At 39.0% G+C, this 25,578-nt stretch carries 16 protein-coding genes; 4 read left to right on the forward strand and 12 right to left on the reverse strand.

Annotation, left to right across the window (positions count from 1 at the left end; all coding sequences use genetic code 11):
- Positions 1-245: 245 nt before the first annotated feature.
- Positions 246-1,835 carry an AbgT family transporter gene (locus ACFI34_RS02840; RefSeq protein ID WP_462672332.1) on the forward strand — a complete coding sequence of 530 codons (1,590 nt, stop codon included), beginning with the start codon at positions 246-248 and terminating at the stop codon, positions 1,833-1,835.
- Between the two features lie 88 nt (positions 1,836-1,923).
- Here ACFI34_RS02840 and purU read toward each other — a convergent pair whose 3' ends face one another.
- Both purU and ACFI34_RS02850 read right to left on the reverse strand, forming a co-directional pair.
- On the reverse strand, positions 1,924-2,754 hold the full coding sequence (purU, locus tag ACFI34_RS02845; protein ID WP_138528856.1) for a formyltetrahydrofolate deformylase: 831 nt from the start codon (positions 2,752-2,754) through the stop codon (positions 1,924-1,926).
- Between the two features lie 194 nt (positions 2,755-2,948).
- Positions 2,949-4,835, reverse strand: coding sequence for a hypothetical protein (locus tag ACFI34_RS02850; RefSeq protein ID WP_462672333.1), 1,887 nt, complete (start codon positions 4,833-4,835; stop codon positions 2,949-2,951).
- Between the two features lie 189 nt (positions 4,836-5,024).
- Between ACFI34_RS02850 and ACFI34_RS02855 the strand changes: the two genes are divergently transcribed.
- The 3 genes from ACFI34_RS02855 (at position 5,025) to ACFI34_RS02865 (ending at position 8,547) form a co-directional block, all read left to right on the forward strand.
- Positions 5,025-6,002 carry a DNA topoisomerase IB gene (locus ACFI34_RS02855; RefSeq protein ID WP_462672334.1) on the forward strand — a complete coding sequence of 326 codons (978 nt, stop codon included), beginning with the start codon at positions 5,025-5,027 and terminating at the stop codon, positions 6,000-6,002.
- A 278-nt stretch (positions 6,003-6,280) separates the two neighbouring features.
- Positions 6,281-7,537 carry a L,D-transpeptidase family protein gene (locus ACFI34_RS02860; RefSeq protein WP_462672335.1) on the forward strand — a complete coding sequence of 419 codons (1,257 nt, stop codon included), beginning with the start codon at positions 6,281-6,283 and terminating at the stop codon, positions 7,535-7,537.
- A gap of 11 nt (positions 7,538-7,548) precedes the next feature.
- Positions 7,549-8,547: a D-Ala-D-Ala carboxypeptidase family metallohydrolase gene (locus ACFI34_RS02865; RefSeq protein WP_462672336.1), complete on the forward strand. Its 999-nt coding sequence runs from the start codon at positions 7,549-7,551 to the stop codon at positions 8,545-8,547.
- 58 nt (positions 8,548-8,605) lie between these two features.
- Here ACFI34_RS02865 and pelG read toward each other — a convergent pair whose 3' ends face one another.
- From pelG to ACFI34_RS02915, 10 genes are all read right to left on the reverse strand, one after another.
- Positions 8,606-9,970: an exopolysaccharide Pel transporter PelG gene (gene pelG / locus ACFI34_RS02870; protein WP_462672337.1), complete on the reverse strand. Its 1,365-nt coding sequence runs from the start codon at positions 9,968-9,970 to the stop codon at positions 8,606-8,608.
- Entirely contained in the window at positions 9,958-11,475 is a 1,518-nt protein-coding gene (pelF, locus tag ACFI34_RS02875) for a GT4 family glycosyltransferase PelF (RefSeq protein ID WP_462672338.1), read from the reverse strand. The genes pelG and pelF overlap by 13 nt, the downstream gene beginning before the upstream one ends.
- On the reverse strand, positions 11,468-12,451 hold the full coding sequence (locus tag ACFI34_RS02880) for a tetratricopeptide repeat protein (protein ID WP_462672339.1): 984 nt from the start codon (positions 12,449-12,451) through the stop codon (positions 11,468-11,470). The genes pelF and ACFI34_RS02880 overlap by 8 nt, the downstream gene beginning before the upstream one ends.
- Positions 12,444-13,745: a PelD GGDEF domain-containing protein gene (locus tag ACFI34_RS02885; protein ID WP_462672340.1), complete on the reverse strand. Its 1,302-nt coding sequence runs from the start codon at positions 13,743-13,745 to the stop codon at positions 12,444-12,446. Before ACFI34_RS02885 ends, ACFI34_RS02880 begins: the two co-directional genes overlap by 8 nt.
- Positions 13,742-14,257, reverse strand: coding sequence for a protein PelC (locus tag ACFI34_RS02890; protein ID WP_462672341.1), 516 nt, complete (start codon positions 14,255-14,257; stop codon positions 13,742-13,744). Before ACFI34_RS02890 ends, ACFI34_RS02885 begins: the two co-directional genes overlap by 4 nt.
- Positions 14,258-14,271: 14 nt before the next feature.
- Complete coding sequence (locus tag ACFI34_RS02895; protein WP_462672342.1) at positions 14,272-17,553, reverse strand: tetratricopeptide repeat protein; 3,282 nt, start codon at positions 17,551-17,553, stop codon at positions 14,272-14,274.
- Positions 17,553-20,264: an endo alpha-1,4 polygalactosaminidase gene (locus tag ACFI34_RS02900; protein WP_462672343.1), complete on the reverse strand. Its 2,712-nt coding sequence runs from the start codon at positions 20,262-20,264 to the stop codon at positions 17,553-17,555. Before ACFI34_RS02900 ends, ACFI34_RS02895 begins: the two co-directional genes overlap by 1 nt.
- A 338-nt stretch (positions 20,265-20,602) precedes the next feature.
- Entirely contained in the window at positions 20,603-21,592 is a 990-nt protein-coding gene (locus tag ACFI34_RS02905; protein WP_462672344.1) for a GGDEF domain-containing protein, read from the reverse strand.
- 258 nt (positions 21,593-21,850) lie between these two features.
- The gene (locus ACFI34_RS02910) at positions 21,851-22,234 is read right to left on the reverse strand and encodes a DP-EP family protein (RefSeq protein ID WP_462672345.1); all 384 of its coding nucleotides are present in this window, start codon (positions 22,232-22,234) and stop codon (positions 21,851-21,853) included.
- A gap of 17 nt (positions 22,235-22,251) precedes the next feature.
- On the reverse strand, positions 22,252-25,506 hold the full coding sequence (locus ACFI34_RS02915; RefSeq protein ID WP_462672346.1) for an nSTAND1 domain-containing NTPase: 3,255 nt from the start codon (positions 25,504-25,506) through the stop codon (positions 22,252-22,254).
- Positions 25,507-25,578: the final 72 nt, after the last annotated feature.

The raw sequence follows: 25,578 nt of genomic DNA on the forward strand, positions 1-25,578 counted from the left end.
CTTTAGGCAGCGTCTGCTTAGCATTTATGCTTTTTTATCTTTTCACTTATGAAAAACACGCTTAATGCCTATACCTTCTGCTTTGTCTAACATTAAACATAAAACGGCGTAATTAATTACAAAAGGTCAACGTATTCCTGCTTTTGTGTTATTTGACTTTACTCTCAAACCATTCACCTTTTATACATGATCTAAATTACAAATAATGCTAGGTTACGGCAATTTTATAACTTTAAGAGCAGGGTATGACAGACTCCACACACTCACCTAGCAACAATCCAAATAAGGGATTATTTAATCGGTTTTTAGCCACCGTCGAATTTTTAGGCAATATGCTGCCTCATCCAATTACACTATTTGCAATATTTGCAGTGGCAATTGTTGTGTTTAGCGGTATTGCAGATTGGTTTGGATTAAGTGCGATAGACCCTCGCCCGGTAGGCGCTCCAGGGCGCGACGCTGATGGCGTTATTGAAGTCGTTAGCTTATTAAGCGCTGAAGGTTTACAGCGCATTATGGCTGGGCTTGTCACTAACTTTACGGGGTTTGCACCCTTAGGTACCGTGTTGGTTGCACTACTTGGTGTAAGCGTTGCTGAGCACTCGGGTTTGCTCTCTGCAGCCATGCGAGGCATGGTAATGGGCGCTTCTAAACGTTTAGTTACGTTTATGGTGGTGTTTGCCGCTATTATGTCTAATACCGCCTCAGAGCTAGGTTATGTGGTTTTAATTCCACTCGCAGCGATGATTTTTCACAGTTTAGGACGTCATCCTTTAGCTGGCCTTGCCGCTGCATTTGCAGGCGTGTCGGGTGGCTATAGTGCTAACTTATTATTAGGAACTATTGACCCACTTCTTGCAGGTATTACAACTCCTGCGGCTCAAATGATTGATCCAACCTATGTTGTTGGCGCAGAGGCAAACTGGTATTTTATGATGATATCGGTGCTATTAATTTCAGTACTAGGTACTTTAGTAACTGAAAAAATAGTTGAGCCACGTTTAGGTAAATATAACCCAGATGAAGCCGGTATTGATCTGTCTCAAAACAGCATAGATACCCTTACCCAAAAAGAAAAGTCAGGTTTAAAGTGGGCTGGCGTTTCTTTATTAGTAGTTTCTTTATTACTTGCTTGGACCATCGTTCCTGACGATGGCATTTTACGAAACCCTGCAACCGGTGAAGTTGCGGGTTCTCCTTTTTTAAAAGGGATTGTGGTTATTATATTTGTGACATTTAGTATTCCTGGTTTTGTGTATGGCCGTGTTGTTGGCACTATGAAAAACGATAAAGATGTTATTAATGCCATGAGTAAAAGCATGAGCTCAATGGGGTTATATATTGTGCTAGTCTTTTTTGCGGCGCAATTTGTCGCATTTTTCAAGTGGACTAATTTAGGCACCATTTTAGCTATAAACGGTGCGGCGCTTTTGCAAGCTTTAAACCTGACAGGCCCTGAAGTATTTGTTCTGTTTATTTTAATGTGTGCGTTAGTAAACCTAAGCTTAGGCTCATCGTCAGCGCAATGGGCGATTACAGCGCCTATTTTTGTTCCTATGCTTATGTTAATAGGCTACGCGCCAGAAACTATTCAAGCGGCTTACCGTATTGGTGACTCGGTAACAAACTTAATAACCCCGATGATGAGTTATTTTGGTTTAATACTTGCCGTGGCTGTTAAGTATAAAAAAGACATGGGTATAGGTACGCTGGTTGCTACCATGCTGCCATACAGTATTATATTTTTTATTGGCTGGGTCATTTTGTTTTATGTGTGGGTATTTTTACTGGGTATGCCTGTAGGGCCTGAGTCTCCTACGTATTACACACCGTAATTATTTACTTTACGCGAACAATAAAAAAGCCAGCTTAGCTGGCTTTTTTAGCAAATGAGCGTGGTATAACCACAAAGATTAACGCATCCTAGCTAAATACAACGGTTTTATTGCCATTTATAAATAGCTTGTGCTCTGAAGCGAGTTGCAACGCTTTACAAAAAACCGTTTTTTCAACGTCTTTACCCATTTTTGCCATCATTTCAGCTGTGTTAGCGTGAGTCACACTTGTCACGTCTTGTAAAATAATTGGGCCTTCATCTAATTCATTATTTACAAAGTGAGCCGTTGCACCAATAATTTTTACGCCGCGCTCAAATGCCTGGTGGTACGGCTTTGCACCAATAAATGCGGGTAAAAAAGAGTGATGAATATTAATAATTTTACCGTCAAAGCGGCCTACAAATTCAGGGCTCAAAATACGCATATATTTGGCTAAACCAATTATATCTGGGTTATAACTAGCAATTAAGTCACCTACTTGTTGGTCATGTTCACTTCGACTTAGCCCAACATGCGATACCACATGAAATGGCACACCAAATCCTTTAGCAAGTGGTTCTAAATCAGGGTAGTTAGCAATAACAGCTAACACTTCAATATTAAGTGTTTGCTCAAACTGTTTTAATAGCATACCACCTAAGCAGTGTGCTTCTTTGGTGGCAAGCAGTACCACTTTAGTTTTTGCATCGTCGTGTAATGCAAGTTTGGCGCCTTCAGGTAATAAAGCGCGTAGCTGCTCTAAAAAGTCACTTTGTGGTTGCCCCGTCAGCTCAGTGCGCATAAAGAAACGTTTGGCGTCTTTGTCCACAAATTCGTTATTACGAGTAATGTTCAAGTTATTTTTATGACAAAGCCCGGTGATTTTAGCAATTAAGCCCACATCGTCGGCACATTGGGTGGTTAGTATGTAACTCATTTTCCTCATTCTTACCCTGTGATTAATGTTTCATTATTTGTGTTTTAAAACATAAAGCAAGGGCTTTGTGGGCTAATCAAATATTAATCATGTTATTGCAAGTGTTTAGTTTAATTTAGACGTTACATAGCGGTGGGGCATTTTGAGGTAAAAAAATGCCACCCAATTATACAGGTGGCATTTATCTGAAAATGCTAGTTTTTTGGCTCAGACGTCAAGTCGTCTTCTTGACGTAAAAAGCCAGCGGCTTCTTCATCGTTTTTAGTTAGAGTAGGTTGCATAGGCATTGCGCGAGTTTGTTGATTCAACTGATGTAGTTGAGATGCATTACCTAAATCGCGTTCACTCGTAATAGAGGCTATGGATTCGCGGTCTTTCAAAAAGGCGATTACATCTTTTTTGATTGCTTGTAATTGACCTTCATCTTTGTGCATCTCCATAATATGGCGAGGATGCTCTAGGTTTTTCATACCTGTTGCGGCAAAGGTTGTCGAAACGACACGCGAAACAATCACCCAAGGTGTTATGCTGCTGCGCACTAAGGTGTTTTCTGAACGAGTGCTATCATGAATACCTGTACCTGTTGATATTTTTGACTCAGTAAATGTGCCTTCGCATTTAAAATATACCAATAAAGATTCAAATTGCATTTCGGCAAAGAACAAGTGGGCGCTGTTGCTTAGTAGCTGGGCAAAGGCTTTAATTAATACACCAATCAGTAATAAGTGAACACTTGCCATTAACAGTTCACTAAACTTAATAATATTTTGATTATTAAACGCTTGCTCAATGCTATTTATATTTGCTGCATCAATATAGTGGTAAATATTAATAAACGAGTAGGCAAGCAATACGGTAAAAGTAAGCGCTACAATATAAAGCAAGTTACCGCTAATTAACGCAATTAAACGCGAAAGGCTAAACTGTTTATCTAAGTCCATCGTGTGCAGTTTAGGTTGAATTTCTTGAATCATTTCACCTTTAAATCCGCCTTTACCTTCAATTTGCTCTTGTAGCTTAGGGTCTAATTCACGGTAAACCCTATTAGGTACTTCTTTGTAACGACGGTTTGCCATCACTAAATTATCAAGGTTTATAAAAATTTCATCGGGATGAACAGACTCTTGCCAGTTCTCTCTCAGTTCTGATACCTCTGCAGTGGGGGTCACAATATTTAAACGAGCTTTAACCATCACAAACACAAGGGCACAACTCAGTGCGGCTAGTATGATAATGGCTGTTAAATAAAGGCCAGCATTAAGGCTGGGTAATTGCTCTAGCCAGTTGTCTATTTGTTGTTTACTAATGCGTTGTTCTTGCATTAGCCACGACATAGAAAGCCCTATAGCAATGGGTAATATAAATGATAAGGAAATGATTTTAGCGAGCGCACCCGTGCCCAAGGCTTCAATGTTTTTTTCGGCATTTCGTGAAATGGGTTTACCAGACGAACGCCAAGAAAACAGCACGTAAAACATTAAAATTGCGCTATATATCGGAAAAGCAAGTTCTCCCGCTTCGCCTGTAAAGCCTGACAGTGATACAAATGCAACCAACGCATAAGCAACAAGTGCAACCAGCGTGCTAACCCATGAACCAAATAAACGTTGGGCAACATTACGTATTGGATAGGGTAGAAATAATAATTTTGGTATTAAGCTGTGTAGTAAGCGAGATAAAAAGCCGTTTGGTTCTTTGAACGTACTGTTTTTGCGCCCAACAAGCATTTCCTCTAATGTTTGTGCTGTGTAGGCTACTTCGTTTTTTTCTTCTTGTGCAGTTGAGGTTTGCGATTTACTAAAGTTAAACGCCAGCGATGTAGGGTGATTTCTACCTACAAAGTACTTAAGTGTGGCATATATACCGCCAGATAAGGTACGAATACCGAGTGCGAGTATTAACATGCCAAATATCATTAAAATCCAACCTGCGGTTGCATCTTCTTTTACTGAGCCAGATGCGGTAACCAACAGGCTAACACCCACAACAGCCTCAATCAGTCCTCTTACGGCCTTTACTTTTCCTTCCAGTTTAAAAGGGTTTTTTAGTCCAAGATCGATTGATCCGTAATCAAAAGCCATTAAATGCTCCTTATGAATAGCATACCCTAAAAAGGGAATATCAGCAGAGTTACAATAACGTATGCACTTTAAACATTATTGCTTAATTTTTGATTGTATATCAATAATAGTGTTCAGTTTAAGGTTATTTGAATATGTTAGTTTAAATGTTTTATAGGCTGTCATTGATCAAAACGGAGTGCAGTGATTATGAAGTTAATTTATGTGGATGATAATTTACCTGGTATCACTCGAAAGCTTAAAAATAAGCAATGGCAGTATTTCGATCCTATTGGCAAATTAATAAAAGATGAAGCGGTTATTGAGCGTTTGAATGACTTAGCATTTCCGCCTGCTTACAAAAGCGCATGGTTTTGCCCCGAAGAAAATGGACATATTTTAGCCACAGGTTTTGATAGTAAAGGGCGAAAACAATACCGATACCACCCAGAGTTTAGAGCACAGCAAGAGGCTAAAAAATACCAAGCTTGTGGTGTTTTTGGCCATAAACTTCCTTTATTGAGATCTCGCTTGGAGTCAGACTTACAAGGCAGTGAGTTAAATGTAGAACGCACATTAGCGGCGGTAGTTAGGCTTATGGACTTAGGGGCACTTAGAGTCGGCAATGAGCGAAACGTAAAACAAAATAAAAGCTTTGGCGCTACAACGTTACGCACACGACACGCAAAGCTAACAGGTAAAAATATTCAGTTAAAATACCGAGCTAAATCTGGAAAAGAACGTGAGGTCAACATTACTGACAGAGTGCTAAGCCATGTAATTAAAGACTTACAAGATTTACCTGGCCAGCATTTATTTCAGTACATAAGTGAAGGTGAGCGCACTAATGTAACATCGAGCGAAATAAACCAATACATACAGCGAATAATGGGAGAGGAGTTTAGTGCAAAACATTTTAGAACCTGGCGAGCAAGCGTTATTGCTTTTAAGCAGTTAGCTAAAGCAAAGGGCGCACTTACCTTAAAAAGCATGCTCGATTGTGTGTCTCAACAATTAGGTAATACCCCAGCAATAGCGCGCAAATCTTATGTTCACCCTGATTTAATTACCCTATGTAAAAAAGATGAAGCAGCACAAAATGCGTGGCGTGAGTCACTTACGTTACCTCGCAAAACTAAGTATTTAAGCAGATACGAACGTGGTTTTTTAGCGTTTTTAAGCGATTAATCGACATAGCAACTTTACACACTTGAGTATATTAATTACACAAGCAGCTTGTGCCATAACTTAAATGAATTGATTTATTTTTTAAAAAACTCAATATTTTCAGCGCCTTAGGTTTGAGTCTGTTTTTGGCACCGACGTTGCAACTCTCGTTGATAATTAAACGGCAAGTACACATGCATTTATCAACACTATTTAGCGAGGGGCGCACCGTGAAGGGACTATTTACAAAAAAAGGTTTTACCAAAACAAACAAAGCTACTTTGAAAGGGGCTTTGTTTGTGAGCTTAGCAAGCATGTTTGCTTCACCTTTACTCGCGAATGATGATCTTGATGGTGTTTTACTTGCCAGCTCTTCACTGACCACTTACAGCTCGCAGCGCTACACGCAAACTAAAGATAGCTATTACTTTGATCAATACTCAGCCCAATTAATAAAGCGTACTGAAAAAGCGATTAATTGGTACCAAGAAATAGTGAATCGCGGTGGGTTTATTTCTTTACCCGCCAGCGAGTTGCTTGAACTAGGTAGTAACAGTAAAGCGGTAAGTTTACTCGCTATGCGTTTATTTCAAGAACAAGATTTACTCACTAACGTATGCACCAAAGCGCCGTGCATTTTTGATAAACATATTGAGCGCGCTGTAAAGCAGTTTCAACATCGCCATGGCTTAAACGTTGATGGACGAGTTGGCAAAAACACGTTTGCTAAACTTAATATTTCAGCTGAGCAAAAACTCAATAAGTTAAAGTTAAACTTTTATCGCATTACCAACTTTGCCGGTTCGAGCGATGAACAGTACGTGTATGTAAATATTCCTGAGTATCAGTTGCGTTATGTGAAAGTAGGTGATGTAAAACTTCAAAACAACGTGATTGTTGGTAAACCTAGCTGGGAAACACCGGCATTTAGTGACGAAATAGAAAAATTTGTTGTTAACCCTGAGTGGCGCATACCTATTTCAATTGCTACTAGGGAAATAGCCCCTAAAGTAGCAGAAGACCCTGATTACCTTGTTAAAAACAATATTGAAATCAGAAAAAACAGCTACATAGACTCACAAACAGTTAACCCAAATAATATTGATTGGGATTCAATTAAGCCTTATCAATTTGACCATTTTTTAGTGAAACGTGCGGGTGAAAAAAATCCCCTTGGTGAAGTAAAATATTTGTTCCCTAACCCTGAGGCTATATATGTACATGATACACCTGCAAAGCAGCGATTTAGCCAAACAAGACGTGCGTTATCGCATGGCTGCATAAGAATTGAAGACCCTTTTTCACTTGCTCAAGAAATAATTAAACACCAAGGTGAAAAGCATGCATTGGCACAAGTTAACGATGCACGAAATGAAAACAGCACACAAACATTTTATTTGGACGAGCCATTACCCATTCATTTAGTTTATTGGACTGCGTGGGTGGATGAAAACAAGCTCGTTAATTTTAGAGATGATATTTACAAACGCGATCAAAAAGCACTCCTAAAAAATGATAACCAGTCGGTTATTGCAGCATTATTAGAAAGTAAATAATGAGAGGTAATATGAAATTAATCGGTATTTTATTAATCAGTATGCTGACTACTCTGCTTAGTACGCATTTATTTGCTTCTCAGCCTGCTAAAACGGCTCATCAGGTTGTTGATATACAAAACAGGCCTGCTTTTGAGGACGCAGAATTTAGTTTAAAAATTAACGATATTGTCATGCCATACTCACTTTTTTCGGTGTTTGTAATGCCCAATGAGCAGGTTGAATTTGAAGTGCTATATGCGCAATCACCCGATGCTTACACATTAATTAGCGATGAAAAGTTCATGCTAACTGATACTAACCGTTGGCAATGGCAGGCACCGGATACTCCCGGCTTAACATCGGTAATAATTGAATCGCCAAATAAAAAACAGCGCATGAAAATTAACGTGTTTGTAAAAGTACCTGCCGAGAGAGTAGAGGGCGGAAAGCTAAAATATTACCAAATAGGGCACTACCCGAAGCCATCGCAAATTAAGGATTCAAAGCACTATATTGTTCCTGACGGGTTTGTTGAAGTGACCCCAGAGAATGAAAGTACCAAATTATCGCCTCATTTTTCTTTAAAAGAATTTGTGAGTAAGCAAAAAAGTAATCATCCCAAGTATCTTTTTTTGCAAAATAAACTGCTGCTAAAGTTAGAAATGATTCGTAAGGAACTAATTTTAGAAGGCATTCCAGTTAGTAACATGGTGGTGATGAGTGGTTACCGAACACCTTATTACAATAAAGCCATTGGGAATGTGAAACTGAGCCGTCATGTGTTTGGAGACGCAGCAGATATTTTTATCGATAACGATGGAAATTACCGTATGGATGATATTAATAAAGATGCAAAATATACTATTGAAGACGCAAAAGTGATGGCAAATATTGTAGAGTCGTTAGCCAAACGCGAATCATTTAAAGGCTTATTAGGTGGGTTGGGCGTTTATGGCTCTAAACCACACCGAGGGGCATTTATACATGTAGATACACGTGGTTTTAAAGCCCGCTGGGTAAGTAAATAAAGTTTACACCTAATAAACAATAAATATATTAGCTACTTTTTATTAGGTGTAAGTGTTTTTATTGCAACATAAATGTTTCGTATTCTAGGTCTTCAAACTGCTTTGATAGCCAAAACAAGCCAACTACAGAAGTAATTATTGTAGAAAGGGCAAATCCGTAGCCATAAAATTGTGGCCCAAGTGCAATAGATAAATACGTAAGCACAATGTTTAATGCTAAAAATAGGCCCGAAAGAACCAACACAGTAAAGCGCTTATCAAGATAGAACAATATATTGAGAATAGATAAAAATATTACCTGCACGCCTACGCCCACTACATCAATAAAAAGGAGTGTTTTATAGTTAGGATCAATCCCTATGTAGGTAAGAATTTGCTCGCCCCACAATAGTAAACACGCAACAGTAATGCCTTGAATTTTAAATATGTCGTACAAGCCACCTCGGGCTGTCGTGATCATGTTGTCTTTTAAAAAGTAAATTTCTTCGAGCGAGGAGCCGCCCCTTATTGCAGAATAAAACCGGTCATATTGCTCTACAAAGTCGGTTTCCATTCTTACTAAAAATACCGCCATGCCGGGGATGATTGATAAATAGGCCAAAAATATGGGGAGATCGTAAATTGGGCTAGCTCTTAGGGGGCCTATAATATGTATGGATGTACTTGGTGAAAACCAAAATAAAATTTTATCTGCCCAAACGCCAATATTGTAAAATAGCCCGCAAAAGAACAGCATGTAATAGACTTTTTTTCGACTAAGAAAGTCAAAGCTGATTAGTTTATTACCTGGGTAGCGACGAATAATCATGAATAAAAAACTAAAAAATAACAGTGCTTCACCTGCAAAAAAAGCAAAAAAGAGTCCATCTAATTGCCAGTCACGTAGTAATAATGCAAGTAGCACCATAAACGCGTATCCGCTGAGCATAGTGATTAAAATAAGCCGATACTCTTTCATGCCCGATAAAAATATAGCGCCAAGCCATTGATTACAAAGGCTAACAAAGCCACCTAAAATAATAATTTTGGTTACAACGGGTAAAGGTAAAAATGGCCAAACAGCAAATCCAACCAGTAATGCACCAATCGTGGTAATAAGTTGCGCACCAAGTAAATTGGGGAGTACTGAGTCGTCGTCTTTTGTAAAAAATAAATCAGCAACAAACCGCGTAAGCATTAGCTGTAAGCCGCCAGTTAATATTAACGAGGCCGCCATCATATAAGTGATAAGCGTTAAAAACTGAATAATCAGTAATTTAGGTAGTACAATCCCAAGGCTTAAAATACCAATCAACATCAGTGCGATAATTGATAATAACCAAGGGCCCGAGCCAATTAAACCTGCGTAACTATAGGCTTCAAATACAGAAAGAAGCGTGTTTTTTTTGAGAATTTTCCGTATCTCAAAACCTATTCCGGCCATGACATTGTATCCTTATAAAGCTTGTCGTATCGGGCAAACATGTGGCTTTCGTCATAAAATGCTCTTACACGTTTTAAGCCGCTTGATTGATACTCATGCCATTTATCGTCGTTATTAAGTATGTTTGTAATTTGTACGGCTGTATCGCTTGGCGATGCAATAGAAACAACTTCACCTGCTTTACCTAAAGCCTTGTCTTGTTCTGTGGCACCTTCAATAATTTCTCGACACGAGCCAACATCACTGGCTAGAACAGGCACGCCTGCTGCCATTGCTTCTAGTAACACCAAGGGTTGGGCTTCAGAAATAGATGTTAGTGCAACAAGGCCTAACTTAGGGAGTATTTCAGCTATATTTTGCATACCCAAAAACTTCACGCTGTTCTGTAACTCAAGGCTGCCCACCAGTAACTGGCACTCTTTGTAATATTTAGGGTCTTCTTCAAAAGGGCCTATGATCCATCCCTCTATTTCGGGCATGCTTGATTGCACTTCTTTAATGGCACGAATAAAGGTTTTAATGTCTTTGATTGGTACTACACGCCCAATTAAGCCGACGGTTAATGGAATAGTTTTAGAACGTGCAGCTAGTGCTTTAGCGTAGTGAGCGGTTTTAATGCCGTTTGGTACGACTAAAGAGCGCTCCTCACAGGCTCCATCTTTAATTTGGCGCTGCCTATTACCTTCGTATAGTGAAATTATTTTATCGGCTTGGTGGTAACTCGTGCGGCCAATTTGCTCGAAAAAAGTGATCCACATTCGGCGAATAAAGCCCATTTCGGTATTTAAGTTTTTACCTAAAATAGCTTCAGACTCTTTTATCCAATCGGCTTGAATTAAGTCTATTTTTCGCTCTTTGGTATAAATGCCGTGCTCTGTTAATAAGTAAGGCGTGTTATTAATTACGCTTGCACCGGCACCTAAAAAACCAGCATAGCCTGTCGAAATAGAGTGTATAAGTTTAACATTCGGTAATTGGCGGGCAATATCTGCAATTTTAAACAAAGGCTTATACAAATTACGGTACGACCAAAAGAAATCAATAAAAGATGATTCGTCGCAAAATGTTAAATAGTAATCAGCTAATACTTGCCAAGATGACTCGCTATATAAAAAATCAGCCTCATTTATGCCGTTTTTTTGTCCAAGTTGTTCAAATGCAAATTTAAGTAATTCAGTAGGAATAGGCTCTTTTGAGTCTCTAAAGTAACTTTGTAGTTGCTGCCAAAATTCAAACAACTCTTTTTTATATTTAACGCCGTGCTTTGCTTTTATATCAGTATTATTTTGCTCTACTAGATAATGAACATGCAATTTTGTAACATTTTTTGGAAGTGTGTATTTAATATCGCCATAGTGCTCAGAAGCACCGCCTAAAAAAATAAGCTCAAAGTTATAATGAGGTAGCCCTTCGATAATTTGATGAACCCAACTTGATACGCCCCCACGCACATAGGGATAAGTACCTTCTAACAATAATAAAATATCAGCATTGGTTTTAGGCATTCCAATACTCCTGTAATTGGCGAAGCTCGCTTCCTTTAGGTTGTTCAGGTAGCTCACTTAAGTAGCGTTTACAGTCATCATACTTATTCATACAAAAGGCAACTTCGGCTTTGTAGGGTAAAACATGGCGACGCGCCATACCTAATTCAGTTGCTTGTACAAGAAAGTCAAGCGCACGTTCGTAATAACCCAACGCTAAATAAACACGCCCTAAAAATACATAATTAGCTGGTTTTTGCGCGTACTCAATACTTTGTAAACTGAGCGCTTCAGCTTTTTCTAATACATATGTTTTTAGAGCACCTTGTGCAAGCCCTAAATAACTAAGCTCCCAATACACGTGTGCTAATTGTTGCTGTAAATTACTCAGTTCAGGTTGTTTTGTGGTGTTAGCTATTTGTTGCTGATAAACACTAATTTTTTCGTTTAATTTTGTTTCTTTGGCATCTAGTGTTGAGTAAGCCAGTAAGCGTATGTCGTCTTCTAAATCTTTTAGGGCTAGTTTTAAAATAGGGATTGCTTGGCTGTCGCGCATATGCCGGGCAGCCATTACCGCGGTTAAGCGTTTGTTAGGTTCGCTTGCGTATTTTAAAATGGCTTTTACGCCACCAATCGAATAAGTCGGGTTCGCCGAAATATCAGGAACTTCAAAGGGGAGCTCTGGAATTTCATGTTCTATTATTTCGGTATCGTCATTTTTAAGTGGTTTACATAGCGCGAACGTAAGCGCCAGCACGACACCTAAAATACCAAAAACAGGTAGGCTAAACAGTAACAAGAAGAATAATAGCGAGCCATTTATAAGTGTTGTTTTATATTTTTTAGGAATTAAAACGTAGCTTACAAAGGTAAACAGTATGCTTGCAATGGCATGCAGTAAAATTACACTAAACCAGTTTGGTGTACTAAGGATTTTTTGCAGTGCAAAATACTCGCATATACATGCTATTAAGGCGACTATTACAACTTTAATCATGTATGGCTACCAGTTTAGATAATTCATCCTTATTGACTGGAAACGCCACTTCTTGCTCAATAATAATATTGAGTTCTTGTAATGTTTTACCGGTACGCTCTTTACACCAGCTATTCATTCGCATTACAAAACCATCTTTTTCAAGCTCATCGGCAAGCGGCATCAGTATTAACAGAACTTGTTTTTCATTATCGTATAAATAAATGTCTAACCCTCGGCGAGCCTCGGTTAAATACTCCATCAGCCGCCGAGATTCATCATTAATACTTAGCGCGTTCACCTTTAAAAAGTGTGAAGGAATTTTATAACGCTTTGCTTCTTTGTTTGCGTGTTTAACTTGGCGCTTAAAGTAGGGCGACTCTTCACGGGTCATTATTGGATTAGTGATTTCGTGACGCAATAAATCACCAATGTGTCCGGCCATGACGGCAAGTAAAGTAAGGGTGTTTTCTTTGAGAGCAAAAAACTTCACTTTTTCAACTAAAATAGCCCCATAAATTGTGTCGTTAACATCAATCAATGGGATAGCAATATGATACTTACTATCACCCGATGAAGCTTTTGGGTTTTTAAGTGAGACCAGTTCTTTTTCGTCAAACATGGCAGCTATTAATGGGTCTGAATTAGATGGCTCGCTCATTTTACCGATAGCAGCTAGTGCAGGCTCTTGTATTTTATCGTTTTCAACTTTATATAAGCCTGCTTTTTCTATCGAGCCATATTCTATAAATAGATTTAAAATAACCTCAGCGGCACTGTCTAAGCGTCTTTCTTTTAATTTACCAATTGATTCTCGTACGGCTTGTAATGACTCTCGTAAACTAAGTGTATGTCCAGCAAGCATTTGTTCGATTCGGTCATGTGATGAGCTAATTAAGTGATACTGGCGCGTAAATTTTTCAAGTCGGTCTGATACATAGGCTAATTGAATGCTTTGCTGTTGATTAGTTCGCTCCCATACATCTCTAAATTCACCTGCCACCATAACTACAATAATGTAGCCAATCATAGCGTTAATATTAAACTCACTTTGAGGGTCTAATATATTGCTTTGTATTAGCAATAATTGCCCTACTAGTAAGGTTAAAATACTAATAAAACCTTTTGAAAAGCCATAGCGTAGAGCAACAAGCAACGGCCCTAATACTGGCCAAGAAAACCCTCCTTGCGTCCAATAGGGGTCCTCAGCGTTAAATAGAACAGGCAGCCCCAAAGCTAAAGCGGTAAAAAAACATACCTCAGCCCATATCTGTAGCTCAGGAACGTCTCTTGGGCGTAAGAAATGTGTTTTCACTCACTAACCTCAATATAAGACACTAAATCGGCAATGACATCTTGCGCAGTTGCTGCAATGCTATCGCGTCCCCAACCGCTTTTTGCAATGGTGCCGGTCCAAATTGGCGTTGTTTCACCGTTTTTTGTAAGCAATAAAGTAAGTGCAACCACTGGCTCTCCATCAAGACCTGCTTTGTAACGCCATTCTTCAATGCTGCCACTAAGTACATAGTCAGCTTGTTGAGTATTGAGCCATTGCATTGCGTTGTTTAAACGGTATTGATCGTCTAAAGGTGGCAGGTCTTTACTGCTATTTCTTGGTGCACGAAGTAACTTAGGTAGCTTATTTTGTTGCCAAATACTTGCTAAAATATCTTCAGCGCGCTCACCTGCCAGTGGTGTTTGTGCATGATTAACAAGCGGTAATAAAGCCACGGTAGTTGCTGGGCTAATTTCGATATCATCAGCAATTCGACTTGTAGTACACGCCGACAAGAGCAAAACCAAACTAAGTAAAACTAAGCGAAACATATTCTCTCCTAACATTAAAAATGTATGTAATATCCTAATTGTAACTGTGTATCTGAGTTACCGACCTTATTACTACTTTGGTAACCGAGCTGTAATTTAAATAAATCATCACCAAGTACTGACCATCCAGCACCACTGGAAACAGACACATCAATTGTATCGTTCAGTGTTTGATAGCCTGTACTTATGTCAAATAACCAAGACGGACTGGCACCCAAGTATGGGGGCGTTAATGAGCCTGTTGAGGCAAAAGAAGTACCTAGGGCAAAACGCCTAAAAGGTTCAATAACTATGCGTCTTGGTCTTCTATTTGTATTAATAGCAGTATTTACTGGGTCAAAGTCTTGCCATTGCGCACTAAAGTAGGCGTTCCAAATAGGGCGATCTTTTAAAATACTGTATTGATAGCGTGCGTTATATTCTTGTCCATTAACGAGTGTGCTGTTGTTGTCTCTTCGCGTGAACGACATAGCAGCGGCTGATAGCTGCACGCTTTGCCTGTTATCAATATTATAATTTATATAAGCCGTGGCTTTATTAAGTTGTGCATAGCTTAGTAACACTTCAGATTGGCGGTTTTCGGCGTTGTATTGTAAGTTTACGCCAACTTGAGTACGCGCATCCCACTGATAACGAGAATCTAAACTCAAGCCTTGTCGGCTAACAATATCGCCTTGATGCGTATCAACTTTTGCATTTAAAGCCCATCGGCCAAACGTCATGGTATTTTCTATTGCGAATAGGAGTCCGTTATTCCCAAGGTTTTGCTGATCGCTAAGGCTAAGTTTCCACTGGCCTTTTGCATAAGGAAAATACACATTTATGTCGTATTGCGTACTATTGAGCCCAGCTTGCGGAGATAGGTTGACTTCAAGTGCACGAAAATAAGTTGTTCGCGCGTTTCTTAAAAAGCCTAGTTGAGCTTCGTTTGGTTCGTTAATTAGCTCTTCATACCAACGTTGCATAGTTGCATAAGGTTGATTTAGGTATAAAAGCGCACTTAACTGATCGTTTTTGCTAAGCTTATTAGTGTCAACTAATTGTTTAATTTTACTAAACTCACCTTGGGTCATGTACAACTGGAGTGTTTGCCAAGGCTCAAGCTTTTGCGCCGCACGGCGCGATAACCACCAATTTGCTTGTGCTGTGCCTATGGTTTCAGGGGCTAACTCATCGAGTGTGTTTAGCTGCATTAAATGAGGCATAGCCATAGCGCCAGCCCAGCGAAACATAAGTCCTCGGTATGCGTATTTATTTTTCGGTAAATGCTGAAGAAGATAATGATTAAGTTCTGTGGCGTTAGCGTAATAGCCAAGTTGTTTCATTACATCGGCTAAATTTACTAATGTGGTTAAGTCACTGGGCTCAGCTATCGCTAGTTTTCGTAGGTAAAAATAAGCACTGTTATATGACTTTTCATAAATTGATAAACTCGCCAAAAGTTGGCCCCACGCATACGTTGGGTCGTTGTCCGCATAGTTATTTAAAATACGTGAAATCATAATGCTGTCGTGCATTTGCAGTGCTAACCAGCCTTGTGCAAGCACCACATCGGGGCTGTATTCGCTCAGTTTTGCGGCGCGGTTAAGTGTTGTATACGCTAAATTTAAATCGCTTTGATTTTGATACCAGTTAGAAATAATTAACCAAGCAGGGTAGAGCGCCTTGTTGTAGCGTTGCTTGTTCAGTTCATTATGGATTCGTTCAACGGCGTTTGAATCGTTTATTTGCGTACTTAAGTTAGCAATGTCAATTAGCTGACTTTCGCTCAGTGAAGGTTGCTGCCATAAATGTGCAAGTAACGCTTTGGGGTTGCCTTCAAAGCGTATTTGCTGGTACTGCAATAAATCGCCTTCGCCTAATTTACCCAGTGCTTTGAGTTGCTCAAGGGCATGAAGCTGTTCTTTTTTATTTTTTGTCCTGAGCGCCATGTCAACGCGGGCACTCCAAAACTCGTCATCGGTACTTTGCTGCTTTTGCTTTAAAATAGTTAGTGCCGTGTTAAAGTCGTTTTTTAACCAAAACGCGCGAGCTAGCCACATTAAATCCTCTTCGTTTTTGGGACCCTGATAAATAGGCCACAAATTACGTAAACCGTTTAAGTTTCCTGTGTCATGCAGTACTTTGGCTTTCCAATATTGCGATAATACACTTTTACCGTTTATGCTTTCAAAACGCTCTATGTGTCTGAGCTCTTGTTTGGCATCGCCAATAAATTCGTTGGTTTGCATCCATTTAGTAAAGCCATTGCCTTTTAGTTGCCTATTTTTAGCTTTGTAAGCGTAAATGTCGTTAGCGTCTTGGTATAAGTATAAAGCCGTTGCATCGTTAATACTGTCTGTAAGCATTGATGCGGTAACAGCTTTATTTATCATTAACCATTTAAATTCTTTAAGTGCTTCTTTTGGCTTATTAAGCCAGCGCTTTACTTTCCAGTTAAGTAAATGAAGCTCTTTATCGTTAGGCTTTTGTTTTAGTAGTTTTGAAAGCAATATTTCAGCGCCATTAGCATCGCCATTAGCTAAGTGAAGCTGCATTGCCTGTGTTAAGTACTCAATATTGTTAGGCTCTTCTTGCAGCAGTTTTGTTGCTGCAATAATTGCATCTTCTTTATTGCCTGCTAAGCCAGCGAGATAAAGTGTGCGCTTTATATTTGATTGATCTCCATATTGTTTCCACCACGCATACGCTTGCACCGCTTCGTTTGCACCCAATGCGGTTTCAATCGCTTTTTCGGCTATTGTTTCGCTCATGTTATTTTTGTAAAGCAGCAACGCTTTTGCAGGTTCGCCTGCCGTTAACCAATAATCAGCGGCAATTAACGGTTTTTTGTGTGTTTCATAATATTGTGCAAGCTTAACATTCAAACCGAGTGCCTTAGCGATACTAAGAATGTCTTCGTTCCATGGTTTATAGGCACTAACCTTTAATGAAAGCTCTTCAAATCGATCATCTACATTGGCACCACTTGCAAGCCATAATGAGTAAAGTAACTTTATTTCAAGTTCTGTTTTACGCTTACTTTTTGGTAGTTTTTCAAGCTCATTAGTTGCGTTTGAATATTCACTCAATGCTATATGAAGCTCAGCCAATTTAGCGCGCAGTTTTTCATTGTTTGGGTCAGTATTAAGTGCTGCGTGTAAGTATGACTTCTCGAACGTATAGTCTTGTGAAAGTGCATCGTCTTCAAAAAATAAGGTGTGCGGAAATAGCGCATACAACGAAAAACAGCTAACAGCGAGAATTGTTAAAATTGTTTTTATAGAAACTAAATGAGGGCGCTTTTTAGTATTCATTAATTAGCAACCCCTGTGCAGTTTAAATAACCAAAAAAATCACCTGCAGGTAGTTTAAAGTGGGTTATATTTGCGCGAGTGATACCTTTATACCTTTTTCCCATGTGAGATATAAATTGGCATGAGCGGGCATTCACTAAATCAAGTGTTGCAGGTATCCACGCTTTAAAACTAACAGCGCCATTTACTTGCCATGTATCTATTACTACATTGGCAGAGGCTAAATAAGGGGCATTATCTTTTTGGCTATGGTCAAAACTAATACGCGAGATACCCTCAATAGTGTGTACGTAGTTGCCTTGTTGCGTTACTCCTAGCAGCCCATCGCTTTGTGATATGTTTGCAATATCAAAGTCGCTGGGTATGCGAAGGGTGCGAATATTTTTTGAACTAAACAACCAGTCACCTTTACTATCTTTAGCTAAAGCAGAAAAGTAAAAATCTTTCGCAATTTTTGCATAGTGGCTTAAGTATACCGGTGTATTAGGTCTTTGTAATACATAGTCAATATTATGCTTTAGGGCATCAAGTCCTGCAGGAACTTCGCCAGAATAAAAATGATAGTAAATAGTATAGGGCTTTAACCTGTATGGCTTTTCGGTTATTTCAAAGGTTTCTGTTAGTCGCTTAAACCCGTAATACGGACCATGCCATAAATTAGTGTATACGTTTTCGTTCAGTATTGGCGCGTAAATTTGATACAGTAAATCACCCTCTGGGCGCGCAATCGGCGATATATGTGAAAGGCTAGGGTTATCACTATTTACATCAGTATTGCCGCCATTTACGTTTAGTACACCCGCATTACGCGCTATTTTTAATGCGTCTGGACCGGGTGTAGCATCGCCCGACCACAACATAAGTACTGTTTTTTTTCCTTTAGGTACTAGCCTTTCGTTAATATAATTAATGGTGCCGGTAATTTCTTTTTCTAAGCTAATTGTGTCATAGCCAGGTACATCTAAGTGAAACCCATAGTCTGTATCTTCTTCGTCAATCTCTTTTCGGCCAGAAAGCGCGGTCCAAAAGTAAGGGTGACTATAAGTATGCGAAGCCACTTCTACATAGGGAAGTTCAAAAATACTGCGCGCAATTTTTTCTAGCTTATTACTGTGTTTAGCATGAATTCCTCCAGGCTCTATATCAGCCTGAATAATGGAAGATGTTATGGGAAGTTTATAAGGTTTAATAATGTCATCGCGAATGACCTCTGCGGCATAAGGACTTCCCTCAAAGTGTGCAATGCTTGTAAAGCCATCACCATCTATATGCATAGTAAGCATTCGTCTGCCACTTTCGGTCGTTGTATCGGGTGCTAATATAGCGGGTAATCCCATCGCTTTAGTAAGCAGTGTAAGTGGGTCAACAACCCAGTTACTGCCTTCCATTGGTAGCGTATCAATTAACCATGGGGCGACAATAACTGCACCATATTTGGTTTTGGCACTTTGTACAATTGTGCTGCCATCAGCTGCTGTTATATCAATAAGAGTGGTGGCTTCTGGCGCTAATTTTAATAAATAAGGTTTAGTAATGGCAGGCGAAGAACCTGACTCACCTTCTAACCATGGTGCTAAATAGTTAAGTTTATAAGGGCCAGGGGGGGAGCTGTTCAGCGTTTGCACGCCTAATGCGGCTAATAATTTAGCTGATTGTGGTAGTTCACCAACAATTAATTGAGGCACAACGCCTAAGTTGCTCTCAAGCCAGTTTATAACCGTCGCGGAGTAGAAGCCGGCCATGTTGGTCCACGAAATAATTCCAGCATGTAAACTTGGGTCAACTAATGGCAGGTCTCGCTTGGCCATATCAATATAGTCAGGAATATAACCTAAATACTCAATAAGAGTGGCCAGCTTTAAGTGAACCGTAGAATAAATAAGAGGTTTTAAGTCACTATTGTACGGAATAAGCACACGCCTAGGTACGGGGCTAATAGCTGATGTTCCCCAGGTTTGTAAATGCCCATCGGTCACCCAGGCATTAAACCCTGAAGCAATAATTTTTTCAGCCATTACAAGACGTTTATCAGGTTTTGCATAATCAATAACTTGAACGTTAAAACCTAAACTTTGCGCTTTTTTAAGTTGGGCATCTAACCATGCTTGATCGCTCTCAGTGGTAAATTTGTAGCTATTATCAAGTGGATTAAAATGGCTAAATAACCCCTCAGCGACTAAATCGGTTGCAAGGTTTTGTAGGCTAGGGAGTAACTCAAAGCCACGATTGAGCACTAGTTGCTTTTGAAATACTAAAGAAAGATCTTTTATTATTGAAACTAATCCAGCCTGCTGCGCTGATTTATCATAGCGTGCGTTGTCTAATAATTGATAGCTATCAAGGGTGTCTAAAAACAACCCACTAAAGCCACGTTTTTTTAATGCAACAGCCGAGCTATTTAATTGTTGTTGCCATTGTGTTGAAGTTAAATCGGAAATATAGCTGTTCCAATTCGGGTTTGTGGTGAGTGAATAATCACTTTTATTGTATGATTCGCCAATGCTCAAATAAGCATAAACTGAAATGTTACGTTCTTTAAACCAATTTAATTCATGCTCAGTCACTAACTCAGGTTGCACAACAACGCGCGAGTAAAAAGTCATTTCGGCTAGGGGCATTGGGGCTGAGTAGTAAAATGCGATGCTGTTATTAACGGGTTTTGCTAGTAACTGCGCTGATACTAAAAGCAAAAGCCATAAAATATATTTCATTAATGATTCGTTATATTAATTTTAAACTATTGCTCAAAGGAAAGCGTTCCGAGGCTGTTCTAGTTATTTTGTATTAATTATTAAGTATTATTATATGTTAACAAAAATAAAAGGTCTATCATGTTGTTTTAAATTTATACTAACTTAACTTGTTATTTAGGCTGTCTTATTATTGCAAGTTTATGAATTTAAATAAATAAAGCCTTTAATAAAGGCTTGGATTTCAAACTGAATTTGTAAAGAAATGTAAATATTTGTTGTTCAGTTTTGGCAAAACTTAAAAGCCACTTTACTTATAAAATGGCTTTTAAAAAGTTTATTGTTTTAAATAGTCATCATTACCTGATACAAATCATGTTTCTTCCTTCCGATTTAGCTCTATATAAAGCGGTATCGGCCGCACACATTAATGCTTCAGATGTTCTATATTGGTTATTGTATTCACACGCTAAGCCTTGGCTAACGCTAATTTTAATGTTGTCAGGTAGGCCTATTTCTCTAAAATTTAAATTTAAAATTCTATCTTGAATACGCTTGGCTATCATTTCAGCGTTCGAAATATGAGACCGTGGTAATATCACGGCAAATTCTTCTCCACCGTATCGGGCAACTAAGCTGTCTTTTGACGGTAAGCATTCTTCAATTGTTTTTGCTACTTTTTGTAAACACTTGTCACCCCTTACATGCCCAAAGTTATCGTTAAATAGTTTAAAATAATCAATATCAATCAATATAAAACTTAATGGCTGCTTGTTCATTAAGCATGTTTGCCAATCTTTGTGGATTGTTTTTTCTAGCGTGCCACGATTTGCAATACTCGTTAGGTGATCGAGCTTTGAAAGTGTTTCGAGTACTTTATACTTTTTTATGTGTTTAGAAATATCATGCATGATGCAAATAAATAAAGGAGTATTGTTGGTTGTTGCTGGTGGAATGCACGAAACCGAAAGTTCAACATCTAAAAAGTTACCATTAGCTTTAATTATTTTTACTTCTTTGGGGCCATGATTAAGGGGCGTTTGATAATTGTTTTTCCAACTTTCAAACATATATTGATAATCGTTACGGTATTGCTCTTGTAAAAAATGCTGCCACTTTTTACCAATTAGTATATCTGAAGGAACATTAAAAAATCGTGCAGCTACCGGGTTTACCGATTCAAACACACCGTGTGCATTTACAATAAAAATAGCATCGGCCATCACATTAGTTACATTAATAATCGCGCTTATTTTTTCATTGTTAACTGTATTAGAAATGCTGCTCATTAATGCAGATACTGCGTTGTTGGTGTTATTTTCTCTGCTATTCTCATTATTGTTAGACATAGTTTTGCTCATTTTTTATTGTTAATGAAACTTGATGTCTAGCAGTTTATTCAATTTATGGGTTTTAAACCTTTCGGTAACCTTCCTTTTTAAGATTCTGATTTTTAATGTTTTATTTTCATTTTTGGCTGTGCGTATAGTTTGCTTTCTTAGTTTTCAGAGTGGTGGGGTAAGGTGCTTACAGTATAAAATGTTGCACTGGGGAAAATTAGCCTTGTGCAAATTGTAATGTAACTATTAATAGCTACGCGTTGTTAATTAATCTTCTTCTTTATTTTCAACTTGCGGATCAGCGCTTTCGTAGGTTTTGCCATTACACTCAACGTTAAAGATTAAACAAGCTGTGCCAGAGTTTTCATCGGTGTCGGTAATAATAATTTTGTGGCCATTATCGATTACTTTAAAACTGAAGTCTTGTGCACAATGTGTTTCTGTATCAACGTCGGTAATAGTAGCGGCGATAAATAAAAAACCTTGGGCAAGTGTTTCTTTATCTAAGCTATAAATACCCGCTGTTTTGGTTCTAACAATTCCGCCTCCAGTGACTTTGTTGTCACCTATAAAGTATGTAAAGTTAGCTTTGCCGTCACTGCCTAGTACAATTTTAATTGTAAAGTGAATTTTTTCTTGAGTGTTGTCCATATTATTTCCTTTTGTAGTTATAGTTGAAAGCTATTGATGCCCAGTTTAACTAGGCGTGCTTTCATCTTGGGTATTTCGTTTGTTCGGTTTAGACAAGTATAAGCTTGTACTATTGGGTGCAATATATGAACGCTTTGGTTTGTCTCTACTGTTTGAGTAATCGCATTAAGTGCATCTAAGCAAAGTTGCTCTCGCTCTGCACTCGTTGTGGCTAACTTAGCTTTAATTAGATTTAGTCGTGTGAGTAATAAGCTATTCCCAACTCTTTTTTGATTGGCTATGAATTGTTTAAAATTTTCATCATTTTCAAGTGCAGTTAATAGCTCTAGGCCTTTAGAAGCTGATTTTCTATCAACAAAGTATGTAATCAAGCTTGCCTGTGTATTAATTAAATGGGCGTTATTAAATCCTTCGCTTTTGATAAAGCTTATTATGTCTTGAGTTTTTTTATTAATAATTTTGTCAGCTGAGAGCATCAAATTGTGGGCTAAAAAACGAAAATAAGCTTGCTGAAAATGTTTACTTTTTGGATCCTGTAGTCGTGCGTTACTAATAGTGTTTATTGCCTGCTGGGATTTTTTAAAGGCGAGTTCTTTATTAGGCAGGTAGCTCAAAAGGTAACTTTGCTGAATATAAGTATAGGCCAAGCTACTTGATAAACTCGCATCATCTGGGTAATTCATTAGCATATTTGACAATTCATTTGAGGCATTTCCATAGATAGTTAGCGCGGCATTAAAGTTACCTAACCTTTCTTCTGTTTTAGCAAGCCAACTTAAGGTGTCGGCTTTATCCCTTAATAGGTTTTTGTTATCGGGTTTTAGCACAAGCGCTTCATTTTTAAGAACGAGCGACTCTTTAAAGCGTTGCTTTGCGCCCTTGTAATTAAATTGCTTTAAATACAGGGAACCCAGCGAGTTATGCGAATAAGATAGCTCCATAATCGTATTAAAATCATTCGGTGCTAACGAATACATGGTTTTGCTATATGTATGGTACTTTTTAAAAAATGGCTCGGTGGCGGCGTAATCACTTTTATCATAGCTAAGTTGCCCTAACCAAAAGGCATTGGCACCGGCGAGGGTGAGTAACTTTAAGTTGTTTGGCTGTATTTGTAATAATGCCTCAAGCCGGGTGCGGGCGTTTTCAAAGGCGGTGAAGGCCTCAATGGTTTTGCCGCGGGAATAGGCTACTTCCCCCATGGCTTCTAGGGTTTGTGCATACTGAAAGCGATTTTTAAATTCGGCTTGTTGACTGCTAATGTTAAATAGCGAGCTTGGTTCCTCGACTTGACTAGTAAAATACTCAAGTGCTTTGTTACTAATACCGTCAAGTAAGTCCATACGTTTAACGCTGCGTAGTTTGTCGGCAAAATCACCAACCATAAACCCTAGTAAACTTTCAGCCTCTTGGCGTTTTTGCTGTGCTAGTTGCTGCGCTTGAAAGCTGGTAAAACTCATAAACAGGGCAACACAGGTAAGTAAACAAAGCAAAGCGACGGTGCCATGTTTTAGGGTTGTTTTTGTTTTACTATGCTTAAGAGAGCTGGCTATGAGGGCATGTTCGTTATCGCCTAGCTCGAATGTGTTGTCGTTCAATAAGGTAACGGCCTCTTGCAGCGGTTTTCCTGTTGCAAGGAGGTAAGCATTGCTTTTACCTTCATCTATCCAATTTTGTGCTTGGTGATGTAAGCGACTTTTTACTTCTAGTGCATCTTTGTGATCACTTATCCACTGCTTTGCGCGCGGCCATTGACGTAATAATGCTTCGTGCGCAAGGCTAAAACAGGCTTCGCCATTTTGTAAGTGCGATACAAATAAGCGGCTGTCGACCATGGCTTGCACAAGCTCTTTTTGGCTGGTGTTGGTTAATGCTTTCCAGCGGGCTGCGCGGCTAGTGATGGTTTTACCGTCAGGGTTTAGCGTTATTAATTGTGATAACACGCTTTTTAGTTGCAGTTGTTGCGCTTTAGAAAGGCCAATAAATACATCCTCTGCCTTTTTGCCTATCGCACCCTCAATACCGCCAAGTTTTTTGTAAACACTGTGTAGTAGCTCGTTATTATCACTGCGCTGTAAATACAGCTCTTGAAGAGTGTATTGCAACATAGGCAATGCATCTGGGTTATTGACGGTATCGGCGCACAATATTTCATCCAGTGGTGCTTTGGTAAGCGGGTCGTGTGAAAACGTTAAATTAGCGGTTATTGCAGGCAGGCGAATAATTTGTTGAAGTTCGTGCCTGTTCGGTGGTGTTAAGTCGTAATGCGCGCCATTAGCTTTGCCAGCCATAAGGCTTGGTTGCTCAACCACTAAAGGGTAAAAATCGTTTCTGCACGCACTAAATACAATCACCGCTTTAGACGTTGCTAAGCGTTCAATAACCGATAAAAATTGGCTACGTGTTTCGTTATCAAATAAAGGTGATGAAAGTAGGACCTCTAAACGATCTATGAACAAAAATAATTTCGGGTTTTTGAGTGTTGTTACCGTTTTATTTAGGGTATTAGTTAAAGTATGAATAACGCTAGTAGTGTTTTGTGTTAATTGCTGGGCAAGTGTTTCGGCACTCAAACCATCAAAGACAGGTAAATTATTTATATCCCAATCAAGCATGGCAGACGCTAAATCTAAATAAAGTCGACTGTGGTCAATATCTGCAAAATCTAGCTGGGTATACGAAACAACACCAATCCCATTGTAGCCGCGCTTATCAAGCAGTTTGGGCAAAATGCCCGCGTTAACTAAGGATGATTTACCTGTACCGCTTGGGCCTAAAATTAAGCAAAAAGCGCGACCAAAATTTACTTGGCTTGCCACCCTTTCTAATAACGTGGCAATGGCCTGATTCCGGCCAAAAAAAAGGTGATTATCGTTTGTATTGTAAGCACTTAATCCCAAAAAAGGGGAACCCCCTTGCCAGCTTGTCACTTTCGGGGCTTCTTCTGCAGTTAAAGGAAAGTCCAGCTTTGCAATGATTCGGTAGCCACGTTTTCTTATTGTTTCGATGTATTGTGGTGCACTTGCTTTATCGCCAAGAGCTTTGCGCAACTGTGTAATTATTTTATGTAGCGGGTTATCGCCTACTTCAATATTTTTCCAACAGTGGGTAAGTAGTTCGTCACTGCTAACAAGCTCTCCTTTTTTTGAGCATAAATAGATTAAAACATCCATGGCTTTTGGTTCTAGCTGCTTGTTTTTACCAGCATATTGAATGCTATTTGATAGGGGGCTTACCTGCCAATCGCCTAAATAAAATGGGCTGAGGTTCATAGTGACTCATTATTTTTTTGTTGTTCTAAAAAGGTATCGGCTTTTTAAGCTGTAACTTAACAGTACAGAAAA

Source organism: Pseudoalteromonas sp. PSi26 (genome assembly GCF_054960575.1).

What these genes read in the sequence shown, in the direction of transcription:
- ACFI34_RS02840 (WP_462672332.1), top strand. Translation starts at nt 246, where the DNA reads ATGACAGACTCCACACACTCACCTAGCAACAATCCAAATAAGGGATTA.
- purU (WP_138528856.1), bottom strand. Translation starts at nt 2,754, where the DNA reads ATGAGTTACATACTAACCACCCAATGTGCCGACGATGTGGGCTTAATT.
- ACFI34_RS02850 (WP_462672333.1), bottom strand. Translation starts at nt 4,835, where the DNA reads ATGGCTTTTGATTACGGATCAATCGATCTTGGACTAAAAAACCCTTTT.
- ACFI34_RS02855 (WP_462672334.1), top strand. Translation starts at nt 5,025, where the DNA reads ATGAAGTTAATTTATGTGGATGATAATTTACCTGGTATCACTCGAAAG.
- ACFI34_RS02865 (WP_462672336.1), top strand. Translation starts at nt 7,549, where the DNA reads ATGAAATTAATCGGTATTTTATTAATCAGTATGCTGACTACTCTGCTT.
- pelG (WP_462672337.1), bottom strand. Translation starts at nt 9,970, where the DNA reads ATGGCCGGAATAGGTTTTGAGATACGGAAAATTCTCAAAAAAAACACG.
- pelF (WP_462672338.1), bottom strand. Translation starts at nt 11,475, where the DNA reads ATGCCTAAAACCAATGCTGATATTTTATTATTGTTAGAAGGTACTTAT.
- ACFI34_RS02880 (WP_462672339.1), bottom strand. Translation starts at nt 12,451, where the DNA reads ATGATTAAAGTTGTAATAGTCGCCTTAATAGCATGTATATGCGAGTAT.
- ACFI34_RS02890 (WP_462672341.1), bottom strand. Translation starts at nt 14,257, where the DNA reads ATGTTTCGCTTAGTTTTACTTAGTTTGGTTTTGCTCTTGTCGGCGTGT.
- ACFI34_RS02895 (WP_462672342.1), bottom strand. Translation starts at nt 17,553, where the DNA reads ATGAATACTAAAAAGCGCCCTCATTTAGTTTCTATAAAAACAATTTTA.
- ACFI34_RS02900 (WP_462672343.1), bottom strand. Translation starts at nt 20,264, where the DNA reads ATGAAATATATTTTATGGCTTTTGCTTTTAGTATCAGCGCAGTTACTA.
- ACFI34_RS02905 (WP_462672344.1), bottom strand. Translation starts at nt 21,592, where the DNA reads ATGTCTAACAATAATGAGAATAGCAGAGAAAATAACACCAACAACGCA.
- ACFI34_RS02910 (WP_462672345.1), bottom strand. Translation starts at nt 22,234, where the DNA reads ATGGACAACACTCAAGAAAAAATTCACTTTACAATTAAAATTGTACTA.
- ACFI34_RS02915 (WP_462672346.1), bottom strand. Translation starts at nt 25,506, where the DNA reads ATGAACCTCAGCCCATTTTATTTAGGCGATTGGCAGGTAAGCCCCCTA.